The sequence below is a fragment of the Kitasatospora sp. MBT63 genome (assembly GCF_000710465.2).
Taxonomy (GTDB): Bacteria; Actinomycetota; Actinomycetes; order Streptomycetales; family Streptomycetaceae; genus Kitasatospora.
This window is the reverse complement of the sequence record NZ_JAIZ01000224.1, coordinates 4758-18070: the sequence shown is the minus strand read 5'-3', so window position 1 is coordinate 18070 and position 13313 is coordinate 4758. Positions and strand designations below refer to the sequence as shown.

Sequence of the window (13313 nt, the reverse complement as noted above, 5' to 3'; positions counted from 1 at the left end):
GGCGGCCCGGCGGCGTCCGCGGCGGGCGGCGATCCGGGCGTCGACGGCGGCGATCAGGGGCTCGGCCGGCGGCAGCACCAGCAGCACCAGCAGCCCGGCGGCCCAGCCGGCCAGCACGTCCGAGAGCCAGTGGGTGCCCAGGTAGACCGTGGTCAGGCCGATCGACACGGCGGTGGCACCGGCCAGCACCGCGCCGGTGCGCCGGAGCCGGGTGGCCAGGTACGCGAGCACGCCCCAGGTGACCACCGCGTTGGCGGTGTGGCCGGAGGGGAAGATGTTCCCGCCCGAGAAGAGTTCGGGGGAGCCCACGTAGTGGGCGTAGTGCGGGCCGAGCCGACCGGTGACGATCTTGACGCTGCCCACGGTGACGTTGAGCAGCAGCAGGGCCAGGCCCATCACCAGCAGCGGGCGCAGTGTCCCGGTGCGGTGCGAGCGCCAGCCCAGCCACAGGCAGGCGGCGATGGCGGTGGGGCCGCGCTGGCCGGCCACCACCCAGACGTCCAGGAAGGGCTCCAGCTCGGGCCAGCGGCGGTACGGCCGCAGCTGCTTGAACGCCCAGTCGAGGTCGACCAGCGGGGTGTCGCAGAGAATTCCGACCACCACGAGCAGGTAGCCGATGCCGGTGAGAGCGAACACCATGGCGTGCCGTCTGCTGATCGGCGGCCATCCCGACTCGGTGGCGGATCCGTCCTGGGCGGAGGCATTTTCGGAGTCGGTGGATTCAATTCTGGCTGGCACGCACCAGAGATTACCCGGGCCCGGCGGAGCGCTCCGGCGATTGCCGGAAATCTGCTGGTCAGAATGGTGTGATGATACTGTAAATGTGCGTGCGTGTCCCTCCGCGGGTCCTCGAGTGCCGAGCGGAGGAGGAATCTCCAATTGATTTCACGTCACCACCCGGGAATGGCCGGAAAATGGGGACGGTGTGGCCGGACGGCGGCCGCCCCTGGTAGGGGACGGCCGCCGTCCGGTCAGGAGCAGTGGAAGCGGGCCGAGCCCCAGTCGCCGTGGTCACCGGTGGCGGTGCCGACGCTGGTCACCACCAGGTCCACCCGCTGCGCGCCGCCGAGCGGGACGCCGACCGCCAGCGGCGCCGACGAGGACCCCAGGGTCGGGGAGGTCCACAGGGTGGCCCCGTCCGCCCGGACCGAGAAGGTGACGTCCCCGTAGCCGCTGATCTCGTCGTCGATCCCGACCGAGGCGGTGAAGGAGGAGCAGTGGCCGCCGGTCAGGAACTCGATGTCGGAGGCGGCGTGCGCGCCGATCCCCTTCTGGTGCACGGTGCCGTTCAGCGTGATCGGCCCGCCGTCCGCGGCCCCCTGCTCGCCGTTGCTGCGGTCCCGCTCGGCCGGGCCCCAGCCGTTCACCGAGCTGACCCAGGGCAGGTCGCTCGCCCAGCTGTCGGCCCGCGGGCCGCCCGGGTCGGGCGGCGTGGTGGTGCCGCCGACCGCACTCGCACCGTCCAGCACCAGCTGGAACGCGGACCCGGTGGAGAGCGCCGCGGTCTTCACGTTCACCACCCCGGCGCGGTCCGCCGGGTCGTACCACCAGCCCTCGGCCGCCGCGTCGAACGCGGCCTTGGAGGCCTGCTGCGGCAGGGCCCGGCCGCCCAGCGCGACCCGGGTGGGTGCGGTGGTGGAGTGCACGGTGAAGGCGTACGGCCGGGCGGTCTGTTTACCGGTGAAGTCGCCGACGCTGGCGCCGACGTCGATCCGCACCTGACCGGCGCCGCTCGCGGGGGCGTCCACCGTGGCGGTCTGGGTCGCGGACTTCCCGCTGCGGTGCTGCCGGGTCACGCCGTCGTCCTCGTACAGGGTGAAGGAGCTGTGGCCCTGCGGATAGACGTCCCAGGCCAGCGGCGAGGCGGCGGTGCGGTCGAGGTAGGAGCTGACGCCCGGCCACATCGGGACCGCGGCACCCGCCTTGACGAACAGCGGCAGGGTGTCCAGCGGTGCCTGGTAGCCGTTGACGGTGGTCGGGCCCTGGTAGCTGCGGCCGGTCCAGTAGTCCACCCAGGTGCCCTTGGGCAGGTAGATGCCGTCCCGCACCGAGGTGTCCGAGTACACCGGCGCGACCAGGAAGTCCGCACCGCTGAGGAACTCGTACTTCACCGCGTCCGTCGCGGTCACCGGGTCGTCCGGGTACTCCAGCGCCAGCGGCCGGACCGGGCCGACGCCGGTGCGGGTCGCCTCGGCGGCGTAGCTGTACATGTAGGGGAGCAGCGACTCCTTGAGCTTGAGGTACTTGCGGTTGATCGCGGTGTACGGATCCCCGTACCGGTAGGGCTGCTTGTCGCTGGGCGCCCAGCCGTCCATCGACATGATGGCCGGCAGGAAGGACTTCCACTGCAGGTCGCGGGTGTAGGTCTTGGCGCTGCCGCCGAAGATGCCGTCCACGTCGCCGCTGTTGTACGCCATGCCAGACATGGTGGCGCCGGCGTAGGTGGGGATCTGCCAGCGGATGTAGTCCCAGCTGCCGGACTGGTCGCCGCTCCACTGCACCCCGCAGCGCTGCGCGCCGGACCAGCTCTCCGGGGCCCAGGTGAAGCCGCGGGCGTCGCTGTTGTCCTCGATGCCCCGGTAGGCGGCCTTGCAGCCGTCGAGGGCGAACTTGTAGCCGGAGCCCACCCAGGCGACGTCCAGCTTGGCGATCCGCTGGCCGGCCTTCACCTGGTCGGCGAGCTGGGAGAGGCCGTTCTCGGTCCACAGGCCCAGCTGCATCTTGCGCTGCTGGAGGCCCTGGGCGGTCCGGGCGAGGTCCTCGTAGCCGCAGCCGTAGCCGTCGTTGACCAGCATCCAGCCGTTCGGCATGTCGTTGGCCCGGTACCCGTCGGCGACGGCCAGCGCGTCCAGGGTGTGCCGCTCGCCGCGGTTGGCGTTGTGCAGGTAGCAGTCGGAGTCGCCCATCTCCAGGCCGTAGACCGGCGGCAGGAAGGGCTTGCCGGTGAGCGAGGTGTACTGGCCGATCACGTCCTTGGCGCTCGGGCCGGCGAAGTAGTAGGCGTCGAAGCGCAGTTCCTGCTCGGTGGTGGCGACCGGGTCGGTGAAGGCGTAACTTCCGGGGGCGTAGGTGTTGCGGAAGACGCCGTAGCCGGCCGAGGAGAGGTAGAACGGCACCGAGTTGGGGTGGCCGCCCTCGTTCCAGTTGGTGTCCTGGCCGACCTGGACGGTCCGGCCGCGGTAGGTGAACGAGCCGTTCTGCTCGCCGGCGCCGAAGAACTGCTCGGCGGCGCCCCGGGCCAGCGTCTGGGTGGTGGCCTTGCCGTCCCAGCTGAGCGGCTTGGACTCGGACCACACCTGGCTGCCGTCGGCCCGGTACAGCGCGAACCGCAGGGCCGACTTGTAGACCCGCAGGGTCACCGCGGTGGTGGAGATCTCGTACCGGTCGCCGGCGTCCCGCCAGGTGGTGGCCGGCGGTGCGCCCTGCGGGAGGACGATGTCGCTGCCGGTCGGATCGGTGAAGGTGCCGTTCGGGGCCAGCTCGATCCGGAAGACCCGGTCGGTGGTGAAGCTGACCCGGGCCCGGGCGGTGCCCGCCGAGATCGAGTAGACGGCGCCGTCGGCGCTGAACGCGGTGACGGCGCCCGCGCTGGTGACCGCCGCCACGGCGGTGGGGGCGAGTGCGGTGGTGAGACCGGCGGCGGTGAGGGTCAGTGCGGCGGCGAGAGCCAGAGCGGCCGGCCGTATGAGCGGATGGTGCACAGATTTGCGCATAATCACCTCTCACGGTGCAGTAATGAGCAACTCTGAGCAGGTATAGCGCAGCCCAAGGCGCTTGACCACAGTTCTGACGTGAAGTGTCCATGTCTGGACATGCCAGAGGCCCCGCATCACTGCGGGGCCTCGGGTGCCGGACGGGTGCTTTACCGGTGCCGGTCAGGGCAGCAGGCGCTCCACTGCCGCGGCGCCGTACTTGGCCAGATCCTGCCGGGCCTTCTCGATCAGCTCCGGGGTGGGTTCGCGGCCCGAGGCGCGCACCAGGTCCTCGGGGTCGACGGGGTTCTCGGCGCCGGTGTGCAGCAGGTGGTCCGGGGTCGGCATGGAGTCGACGTCACTGGGTTTTGACATGTAGGGCCTCCGGGGAGAGGGTGTCGGCAGGCCGCCGGGCGGGCGACCGGCCTCCTCTCGAGTGTGGACCTTCCGGCCCGCCGCCCGCACGGCGAGCCGCCCGGCGTGTCGCGACCGGTGGCGCCCGCCGGGGGTGCTCAGTCGAGCGGGCCGCCGGCCACGTAGATGACCTGGCCGGAGACGAAGCCGGCGCCCTCGCCGGTCAGGAAGGAGATCGTGTTGGCGATGTCCTCCGGGACGCCGACCCGGCCGACCGGGATCTGGGTGGCCGCGGCGGCCTTGAAGTCCTCGAACCCCATGCCCACCCGGGCCGCGGTGGCGGCCGTCATGTCGGTGGCGATGAAGCCGGGTGCGACCGCGTTGGCGGTGATGCCGAACTTGCCCAGCTCGATCGCCAGGGTCTTGGTGAAGCCCTGCAGGCCGGCCTTGGCGGTGGAGTAGTTGGCCTGGCCGCGGTTGCCCTGGGCGGAGGAGGAGGAGAGGTTCACGATCCGGCCGAAGCCGGCGTCCACCATGTGCTTCTGCACCGCGCGGGTCATCAGGAAGGCGCCCTTGAGGTGCACGTCCATCACGGTGTCCCAGTCGGATTCGGACATCTTGAACAGCAGGTTGTCGCGGAGCACGCCGGCGTTGTTGACCAGCACCACCGGGGCGCCCAGCTCCTCGGCGATCCGGTCGACGGCGGCCTGCACCTGGCCGGCGTCCGAGACGTCGGCGCCCACCGCCAGTGCGCGGCCGCCCGCGGCGGTGATCCGCTGCACGGTCTCCCCGGCCGCCTCCTCGGCGAGGTCGACCACCGCGACCGCGTAGCCGTCCGCTGCCAGCCGCAGGGCGGTGGCGGCGCCGATGCCGCGGGCCGCGCCGGTCACGATCGCGACCCTGGTGATCTGCTCGGTCATGCTCGTACTCGTCTCTCTCGGTGGGGTGACGGGCGAGGCCGGAGCGTTGACGGCGGCCTCCCCCGGGTGCTCCGTCCGGGCCGGGGCCGGGGCGGGGGATGGTGGCGCTGCGTGTGCGCGGCCACCTTACCGGCGAGTAGTATTCCGGGCCAGAGGGCAGCGCCGCAGGTGACGGAGGGTGAGGGCGGCTCGGATCCGAGCGGGTGAACCACCGTCTGACACGACCCCGACAGGCCGGGGAAATATGCCAACTTCACCGAACATGCGTCTACTATTGGCCCCTGCCTGCCAGCACAGGCCGACCGTTTGTATAGTGTGCGCCAGCAGCCACCGGCTGCACGGCTGGCGTGCCTTCCATCACAGCGGGATGCTCACTCGCCGTTACTGCCCCGCTCGGGTGTCCCACACACACCGGGCGTGACACCGGGACGGATTTCATGGTGCTGGGGGAGATCCCGACAACCCGCGTGACCGGCCGACTGCAGCAGTCGCCCGGCCACCTCATCCGCGTGGCCCAGCAGGTACACACCCGCTTGTGGTCCGAATTCGTCGGTACCGAGCTGACGGCTCCGCAGTTCGCCGTGCTGCTCGTACTGGCCCTCGAACCGGGCGCCGACCAGCGCACGGTGGGCGAGCGGGCCTCGCTCGACAAGGCCACGATGGCCGAGATGGTCGCCCGCCTGGTGCGGCGCGGCCTGGTGCTCCGCCGCCGCGATCCGGCCGACGGCCGGCGCAAGCTGCTGGCCCTCTCGCAGAACGGCGCGCAGGCCGTGCGCGAGGCCACCGGCGGCGTGGTCCGCGTGCAGCGCACGCTGTTCGAACCGCTCAACCCCGACGAGCAGCTCGAAATCGTCCGGGTGATGTCGAAGATAGCCAGGCTGGAGCCTGCGGCGGTCGCCGTCATGACCGACGCCCGGCCGATGCTGGACGCCCAGCGGGCGATCGGCTATCTGATCCGGGTGGCACAGCAGGTGCACACCAAGCTCTGGTCCGAGAAGGTCGGCTCCGAACTGACGGCTCCGCAGTACGCGGTGCTCGACGCGCTGGAGACCGAGCCGGGTGCGGACCAGCGGACCGTCGGCGAGCTGGCCTCGCTCGACAAGGCGACCATGGCGGAGATGGTCAGCCGGCTGGTGCGCCGGGGCCTGGTGCTGCGGCGCCGTGACCCCTCGGACGGCCGGCGCAACCTGCTCTCGCTCTCGCCGGACGGCCAGGACCTCTTGCACCGCTCGGCGGCGGGCGTGCGCGAGGTCCAGCAGCTGCTGCTCGCCCCGCTCGACGCGGACGAGCACGAGCCGGCGATGGCCCTGCTGGCCAAGGCGGCCCGGCTGTAGCCGGTCCTCCTCGATCTCGACCGCGGATCGGCTGTAACGATTCGCCAGGGCGCCCGATGGGCCGTCACCCCTACGTGGGTGACGGCCCATCAGGCTTCGACCGCCCGGGTGCGGAGCCGGGAGGTCAGTTCCAGTCGAACCCCTGCGGGTCCGGGCCGATCCGTACGCCGGTCTGCACGGCGGCGATCGCGGCCAGGTCCTCGGCGTCCAGCTCGAAGCCGGTCACCGCGAGGTTCTCCCGGATCCGCGAGGGGGTCACGGACTTCGGGATCGCGATCACGCCGCTCTGCAGGTGCCAGCGGAGCACCACCTGGGCGACCGTGCGGCCGTGCTTCTCGGCGATCTTCACCAGCGCGGGCTCCGACAGCAGCTCGCCGCCCTGGCCGAGCGGGCTCCAGGCCTCGGCGGCGATGCCGTGCTGGGCCTGGAAGTCGCGCAGCTCCTGCTGCGGGAAGTACGGGTGCAGCTCGACCTGGTTGAGCACGGGCACCACCGAGCTCTCCTTGATCAGCGTCTCGAGCTGCGGGATGCCGAAGTTGGAGACGCCGACCGACTTGACCCGGCCGTCGTCGAGCAGCCCGGCGACCGCCTCCCAGACGTTCAGGAAGGTGCCGTGCATCGGGCGCGGCCAGTGGATCAGGTACAGGTCGAGGTAGTCCAGGCCCAGCTTCTCGAGCGACGCGTCGAACTCCTGCCGGACGGCCGCCCGGCCGGCCGCACCCGACCAGTCACGGGTGCCCGAGTTCCACAGCTTGGTGGTGATGAACAGCTCCTCGCGGGGCACGCCGGCCTCCGCGACGGCCCGGCCGGTGCCGACCTCGTTCTCGTAGATCGCGGCTGTGTCGATCGAGCGGTAGCCCGCCTCGATGGCGGTGCGCACGGCCGGCGTGGCCTCCGCGTCCGGGACCTGCCAGACACCGAAGCCGAGCTGCGGGATCACCGCGCCGTTGTTCAGGGTGACGCTGGGGATGGTGCTCACGAGAAGGGGTGCCCCTCTGGTCGTCCAATGATTCCGTCATTGGCGAACTCCCGGGGGCGGCGGATGATTCCCGCCCGGCCGGATTTCACCGGATCCGGTGAACCCGTCCGCGACCCCGGGGCCACGGCGCCCGCAACCGCACCACCCCGATCGGAAAACCTGTTGCGTACGTCACACCGGACCGGCACGCTCGGTGCCCATGACGTCCTGACGAGACCCCAGCCCCCCAGCCCCAGAGCTCCGCCCCAGCGCATCCGCGAACCGGGGCGCGTCGCCGCGCCCGCCCGCCGGAGCGCGACCCCGGCACCCTGCCGCGTAGCCCCGGCAGCTCGCCGCGTAGCCCCTGTCAGCACAGCGCAATCGGAGCGTCATGCCGCTCGAACCCCTGCCCATGCCGGATCCGGGCACCCCCGACATCTCCACCCCGACCGCCTTCCTGCGCTGGCTGCGCCGCAGCCAGCGCCGCGGCCAACTGCTCGCCACCTGGTGGGGCGTGCTGGAGCTGGGCGGCATGGCCGCCCTGCCCACCGCCCTCGGACTGGGCATCCAGGCCGTCGTCGAGCACGACCGGGCCGGACTTTGGCGGGCCGGAGCCCTCGCCCTCGTGCTGTCCGTCCTGCAGACCACCGGCTGCGTACTGCTGCACCGCCAGGCGGTGTGGAACTGGATCACCGCCGCCTCCCAGCTGCGCCAGCTGGTGGCCCGCCAGGCCTCGCACCTGGGCGCCGGGCTGTCCCGCTCGATCGCCACCGGCGAGATCGTCGCCGTCAGCAGCGGCGACGTCGAGAAGATCGGCTGGTACGTGGAGCTGGTCGCCCGGGTCCGCGCCGCGGTCCTGGTCTGGCTCGGGGTCAGCCTGGTCGTGCTGGTGCAGCAGCCGCTGCTGGGCGCGGCCGTGCTGCTCGGCGTCCCGGTCCTCGCGGTGGCCGTCTGGCCGCTGCTCGGCCCGTTCGAGCGCCGCTACGACGAGCAGCGGGCGCTCGGCGGCAAGGCCACCGAGCTGGCCGCCGACACCGTCGCCGGGCTGCGGGTGCTGCGCGGCATCGGCGGCGAGGAGCTGTTCCTGCAGCGCTACCGGGCCGCCTCCCAGCGGGTGCGGGCCGCGGCGGTGCGGGCCAGCCGGATCTGGGCCCTGATGCAGGCCCAGCAGGTCCTGCTGCCCGGCCTGTTCGTGGTCGGGGTCACCTGGTACGGCGCTCACCTCGCCGTGACCGGCCGGATCGGGATCGGCCAGCTGGTCGCCGTGTACGGCGCCACCGCCTTCCTGGCCGCCCCGCTGCGGATCCTCGGCGAGGCCGCGCACGCCTACAGCGTCGCCCGGGTCTCCGCCGGGCGGGCCACCCGGGTGCTCGCCCTGACCAGGGGCACCGACGGCACCGGTGCGGCCGCCGCGCTCACCCGGCCCGGCCACGGCGACCTGTACGACCCGGCCACCGGGCTGACCGCCCGGGCCGGCCGGCTGACCGCCGTGGTCTGCGGCGACCCGGACCTCGCCGGCGAACTGGCCGCCCGGCTCGGCGGCCACCTGCCACCGGCCGACGGCGAGCCGGCGGGGCCGGGGGTCCGCCTCGGCGGGACGGTCCTGGACGAGGTCCCGCTGGCCGACGCCAGAGCCGCCGTCCTGGTGCACGACAAGGAGCCGGTGCTGCTCTCCGGCACCCTCGCCGAACTGCTCGACGTCCCCCGCTCCGGCCGGGTGACCGCCGCCGAGGCACTGGCCGCGGCCCAGGCCGGGGACGTGCTGGGCGCCCTGGTGGACGGCTCGCCCGAGTGCGCGGGGGACGCCATGGCGGCCCGGATCACCGAGCGCGGCCGCTCCCTGTCCGGCGGCCAGCGCCAACGGCTGGCGCTGGCCCGCTCGCTGGTGGCCGACCCGCCGGTGCTGGTGCTCGACGAGCCGACCAGCGCGGTCGACGCGCACACCGAGTCGCGGATCGCCGCGGCGCTCGCCGGCCTGCGCGCCGGACACACCACGGTGGTCCTCGCGACCAGCCCGCTGCTGCTGGACCGGGCCGAGACCGTGGTCCTGGTGCGCGACGGCCGGGTCGCCGCCACCGGCCGGCACCGCGAGCTGCTCGCCGCCGACCCGCACTACCGCGCGGTGGTCACCCGCGAGGACGAGACCCCGGTGACCGGGGACCGACCCGTGAAGGAGCCGGTATGAAGCCGCCCGTCGTCGAGGAGAGCGGACCGGCCACCATGCTGCCGGTCGGCTCGCCGGCCGCGGTCCGCGCGTACGTGCGGCTGATGGCCCGCCGGCACCGCTCGGGACTGGCCGGGGTGGTGCTGCTGCACACCGTGGCCACCCTGGCGGGGCTGGTCGGGCCGTGGGTGCTGGGGTCGCTGGTGGAGTCGCTCAGCACGGGCACCGCCGAGGGCGAGGTACTGGCCGCGGTCGGCTGGTACCTGGCGGCGCTGGTGGTGCAGTCCGCGTTCACCGGGCTGTCCCGGCTGCGCGGCGGGGTGCTCGGCGAGGAGGTGCTGGCCGACCTGCGGGAGGACTTCCTGGTCCGCTCGGTGGCGCTGCCGCCGGGTGTCCTGGAGCGGGCCGGCACCGGCGACCTGGTCTCCCGCGGCACCACCGACGTCGACCGGCTCGCCAAGTCGGTCCGCGAGGCGGTGCCGGAGCTGGCCGTCGCGGTGGTCTCGCTGGTGCTGGTCGCCGGGGCGCTGGTGCTCACCTCACCGCTGCTGGCGGTCAGCGCGCTGATCGGCCTGCCGCTGCTGCTGGCCTCCTCCCGCTGGTACTTCCGCCGCGCCCCGCAGTCGTACCGCTCGGAGTCGGCCGGGTACGCGGCCGTCAACACCGTGCTGGCCGAGACGGTGGACGCCGGGCGGACGGTCGAGGCGCTGCGCCTCGGCGAGGAGCGGGTCACGCTGACCGACCGGAAGATCCGGGAGTGGCTGGCCTGGGAGCGGTACACGCTCTGGCTGCGGGTCACCTGGTTCCCGACCGTGGAGGCGACGTACGCGCTGGCGATGCTGGGCACCCTGGTGCTCGGCGGGCTGTACGCGCTGAACGGCTGGATCGGCGTCGGCCAGCTCACCGCGGGCGTGCTGTACGCGCAGGCGCTCACCCACCCGGTGGACATGATCCTGCGCTGGTACGACGAACTGCAGGTCGGCCAGGCCTCGCTGGCCCGGCTGGTCGGGGTGCGCGAGGTGCCGGACCCGGACACCGACGAGGGCGCGCACCCGGACGGGCTGCGGGTGACCGCGCGGGAGGTCGGGTTCGGCTACCGGGAGGGCGCCGACGTGCTGCACGGCATCAGCCTGGACGTGGCGCCCGGCAGCCGGGTCGCGCTGGTCGGTCCGTCCGGGGCGGGCAAGTCGACGCTGGGCCGGCTGCTGGCCGGGATCTACGCCCCCGGCCGGGGGACCGTCACGCTCGGCGGGGCGCAGCTGTCCAGGATGCCGGCCGAGCGGGTCCGCACCCAGGTGGCGCTGGTCAACCAGGAGCACCACGTGTTCGTGGGCACCCTGCGGGACAACCTGCGCCTGGCCCGCCCGGAGGCGGACGACACCGAGCTGCGCGCCGCGCTGGCCGCGGTGGACGCGGTCGAGTGGGCCGACGCACTGCCCGCCGGGCTGGACACCGAGGTCGGCTCGGGCGGTACCGCGCTGACCCCGGCCCAGGCGCAGCAACTGGCGCTGGCCCGCCTGGTGCTGGCCGACCCGCACACCCTGGTGCTGGACGAGGCCACCTCGCTGTTGGACCCGCGGGCGGCCCGGCACCTGGAGCGCTCGCTGGCCAGGGTGCTGGACGGCCGGACGGTGATCGCCATCGCGCACCGGCTGCACACCGCGCACGACGCGGATGTGATCGCGGTGGTCGAGCAGGGCCGGATCAGCGAGTACGGCAGTCACCCCGAGCTGGTGGCGGCCGAGGGGCCGTACGCGGCGCTGTGGCGGTCCTGGCGGGACGAGCGCTGACGGCTCGGGGAGGAACAGGAGCAGCAGCAGGAGTGAGGGCCCGGGCGGGCGCGGTGGCCCGTACGGGTGTACCGCGTTGCGCCGCCCGGGCCAACCCCGGGCGGCGCAGCCCCGGTCCGGGTGGGTGCGGCGCAGACTGCGGGGGTGACCAAGATTTCCGACGGCTCCTCGGGGGCCAACAAGCGCGGTGAGATCGCGGGCGTCCCGACCAGGGTGATCGCCATCGTGGTGATCGTCATCCTGGCGGTCTGGTTCCTGTTCGCCAACCTGGAGCGGGTGAAGATCCAGTTCTGGGTGTTCACGGTGACGGCCCCGCTGTGGATCGCGCTGGCGGCCACGCTGCTGGCCGGCGCGGCGCTGGGCTGGCTGGCCAAGGGCCGGCGCGACCGGTGACGGCCGCGGGTGACCGCCGCCGGTGACGCGGCCGGTCCGTGACGGGTGATGTCAAAGCGGCTGAGGGGACTTGACCTCGGTACCCCAAATTCTGCTTATCATTGAGGGGTGTTCGACTCACGGCACATCAAGACCTTTCACCAGGTGGTCACCAGCGGCTCGTACTCCGCAGCGGCCCGCGAGCTCGGCTACACCCAGCCCGCCGTCACCCAGCAGATGAAGGCGCTGGAGCGCACCGCGGGCGTCCCGCTGTTCACCCGGGCCGGGCGCGGCCTGCGGCTGACCGAGGCCGGCGAGGCGCTGGCCCGGCACGCCGGGACCATCCTCGGTTCGCTCGCCGCGGCCCAGCAGCAACTCGGCGCGCTCGCCAGGCTGCGGGCCGGGCGGGTCAGGATCTGCGGCTTCCCCAGTGCCAACGCCACCCTGATCCCCGAGACCATGGCCCGGCTGCTGGCCGAGCACCCGGGCGTACGGGTCGAGCTGACCGAGGCCGAACCCCCGGAGTCGGTGCAGCGGCTGCTGCGCGGCGAGTGCGACGTCGCCCTCTCCTTCAGCTACGCCGGTGCGGGGAGCGTCCCGGTCCCGGACGAACTCGCCGAGATCCCCCTGCTGGAGGACCGGCTCACCGTCCTGCTCCCGGTCGGCCACCCGCTCGCGCGGCGGCACGCGGTGCGCCTGGCCGACCTCACCGAGGACCGCTGGATCGCCGGCTGCCCGCGCTGCCGGGCCAATCTGCTGCAGATCTGCGCCGACCAGGGCTACGCTCCGGACGTGGTGTTCACCACCGACGACAACCTCGCCGTGCAGAGCCTGGTCGCCGCCGGGGTCGGCATCGCGCTGATGCCCTCGCTGGTGCTGGCCTTCATGTGCCACCAGAAGGTCACCGGTCGCCTGGTCGAGCCGCACCAGTTCCGCCGGGTCTGCGCGTACGTGCTGCGCGAGCACCTGCGGGTGCCCGCCACCGCGGTGGTGGTCGAGGAGCTCCGGCGGGCGGCCGCCGCCCGGTCCGGCTGCTGAGCGGCGCAGGACGCCGCCGGGACGGCCCACCCGCGGGACAGCTGTAGGACGGCCCACCCATAAGCGGGAAGGGGGAGTTCGCCAAGAATCCCTCCTTGGACGTGATGGGTCGTCCGGTCCGACCCTGCCAGCATGACAACCACCGCACCCAGGGCAGTCACCGCCGCCTGTACCCGGCGCATGAGCGGCCTCGTCGAGGAGATCCGGGAGACCGTCGGGCGCGGGCTGCCCCCCGAGCTGACGGCCTACCTGGTCGGTGAACGCATCGCCCCGCACCTCGGGGCGCCGGACCTGCTCGGCCCCGAGCACTGCGAGGGCGACCCCGACCGCTACCGCCAGCACCTGCTGCACGCCGAGACCGACGGCAGCTTCTCCGTGGTCGCCCTGGTCTGGCTGCCCGGCCAGCGGACCCCGATCCACGACCACCTCTCCTGGTGCACCACCGGTGTCCACCTCGGCGAGGAGAGCGAGCGCCGCTACCGGCTGATCTCCGACGGCCGCGCCGCCCGGCTGGTGCCGACCGAGGACGTGGTCAACCGGCAGGGCGAGGTCTGCGGCTTCGCCCCGCCCGGCGACATCCACCTGGTCCGCAACTCCGGCAGCTCCACCGCCATCTCCCTGCACGTCTACGGCGCCGACCTGGCCCGTCTGGGCAGCAGCATCCGCCGGGTCTACCGCCTCCCCGCCGACG

Annotated in this window: 11 protein-coding genes; 6 read left to right on the top strand and 5 right to left on the bottom strand. The window is 73.2% G+C overall.

The genetic code is table 11. The features are described from left to right. The 4 genes from AA75_RS15055 to fabG all read right to left on the bottom strand — a co-directional run. A partial coding sequence (locus tag AA75_RS15055) for a phosphatase PAP2 family protein (RefSeq protein WP_051812433.1) occupies window positions 1–639 on the bottom strand: 639 nt, incomplete at its 3' end. A gap of 332 nt (window positions 640–971) precedes the next feature. Continuing rightward, entirely contained in the window at window positions 972–3713 is a 2742-nt protein-coding gene (locus AA75_RS15050) for an NPCBM/NEW2 domain-containing protein (protein WP_033820512.1), read from the bottom strand. Window positions 3714–3875: 162 nt separating this feature from the next. Beyond that, window positions 3876–4067 (bottom strand): hypothetical protein, encoded by a 192-nt coding sequence (locus AA75_RS15045; protein ID WP_033820511.1) that lies wholly within the window; start codon window positions 4065–4067, stop codon window positions 3876–3878. Between the two features lie 137 nt (window positions 4068–4204). After that, the gene (fabG, locus tag AA75_RS15040) at window positions 4205–4966 is read right to left on the bottom strand and encodes a 3-oxoacyl-ACP reductase FabG (protein ID WP_033820510.1); all 762 of its coding nucleotides are present in this window, start codon (window positions 4964–4966) and stop codon (window positions 4205–4207) included. Window positions 4967–5433: 467 nt separating this feature from the next. Here fabG and AA75_RS51910 point away from each other — a divergent pair, with 467 nt between their 5' ends. Continuing rightward, on the top strand, window positions 5434–6300 hold the full coding sequence (locus AA75_RS51910; RefSeq protein ID WP_233289030.1) for a MarR family winged helix-turn-helix transcriptional regulator: 867 nt from the start codon (window positions 5434–5436) through the stop codon (window positions 6298–6300). 124 nt (window positions 6301–6424) lie between these two features. On the opposite strand, the gene AA75_RS15030 is transcribed toward AA75_RS51910, so the two are convergent. Then, the gene (locus tag AA75_RS15030; RefSeq protein ID WP_033820509.1) at window positions 6425–7279 is read right to left on the bottom strand and encodes an aldo/keto reductase; all 855 of its coding nucleotides are present in this window, start codon (window positions 7277–7279) and stop codon (window positions 6425–6427) included. A 370-nt stretch (window positions 7280–7649) separates the two neighbouring features. On the opposite strand from AA75_RS15030, the gene AA75_RS15025 reads away from it, so the two are divergent. The 5 genes from AA75_RS15025 to AA75_RS15005 form a co-directional block, all read left to right on the top strand. Then, the gene (locus tag AA75_RS15025; RefSeq protein ID WP_033820508.1) at window positions 7650–9443 is read left to right on the top strand and encodes an ABC transporter ATP-binding protein; all 1794 of its coding nucleotides are present in this window, start codon (window positions 7650–7652) and stop codon (window positions 9441–9443) included. Beyond that, window positions 9440–11212 carry an ABC transporter ATP-binding protein gene (locus AA75_RS15020; protein WP_033820507.1) on the top strand — a complete coding sequence of 591 codons (1773 nt, stop codon included), beginning with the start codon at window positions 9440–9442 and terminating at the stop codon, window positions 11210–11212. Before AA75_RS15025 ends, AA75_RS15020 begins: the two co-directional genes overlap by 4 nt. A 144-nt stretch (window positions 11213–11356) precedes the next feature. Then, a complete protein-coding gene (locus AA75_RS15015; RefSeq protein ID WP_051812428.1) occupies window positions 11357–11605 on the top strand; it encodes a lipopolysaccharide assembly protein LapA domain-containing protein in 249 nt (82 codons plus the stop codon). A 108-nt stretch (window positions 11606–11713) separates the two neighbouring features. Continuing rightward, entirely contained in the window at window positions 11714–12622 is a 909-nt protein-coding gene (locus AA75_RS15010) for a LysR family transcriptional regulator (protein WP_033820506.1), read from the top strand. A gap of 132 nt (window positions 12623–12754) precedes the next feature. Next, window positions 12755–13313 (top strand): cysteine dioxygenase family protein (locus tag AA75_RS15005; protein WP_033820505.1); only part of this gene is annotated, 559 nt, incomplete at its 3' end.

Excerpts from the sequence above, each read along its gene's own strand:
- AA75_RS15050 (WP_033820512.1), bottom strand. The coding sequence starts at position 3,713 with ATGCGCAAATCTGTGCACCATCCGCTCATACGGCCGGCCGCTCTGGCT.
- AA75_RS15045 (WP_033820511.1), bottom strand. The coding sequence starts at position 4,067 with ATGTCAAAACCCAGTGACGTCGACTCCATGCCGACCCCGGACCACCTG.
- fabG (WP_033820510.1), bottom strand. The coding sequence starts at position 4,966 with ATGACCGAGCAGATCACCAGGGTCGCGATCGTGACCGGCGCGGCCCGC.
- AA75_RS15025 (WP_033820508.1), top strand. The coding sequence starts at position 7,650 with ATGCCGCTCGAACCCCTGCCCATGCCGGATCCGGGCACCCCCGACATC.
- AA75_RS15020 (WP_033820507.1), top strand. The coding sequence starts at position 9,440 with ATGAAGCCGCCCGTCGTCGAGGAGAGCGGACCGGCCACCATGCTGCCG.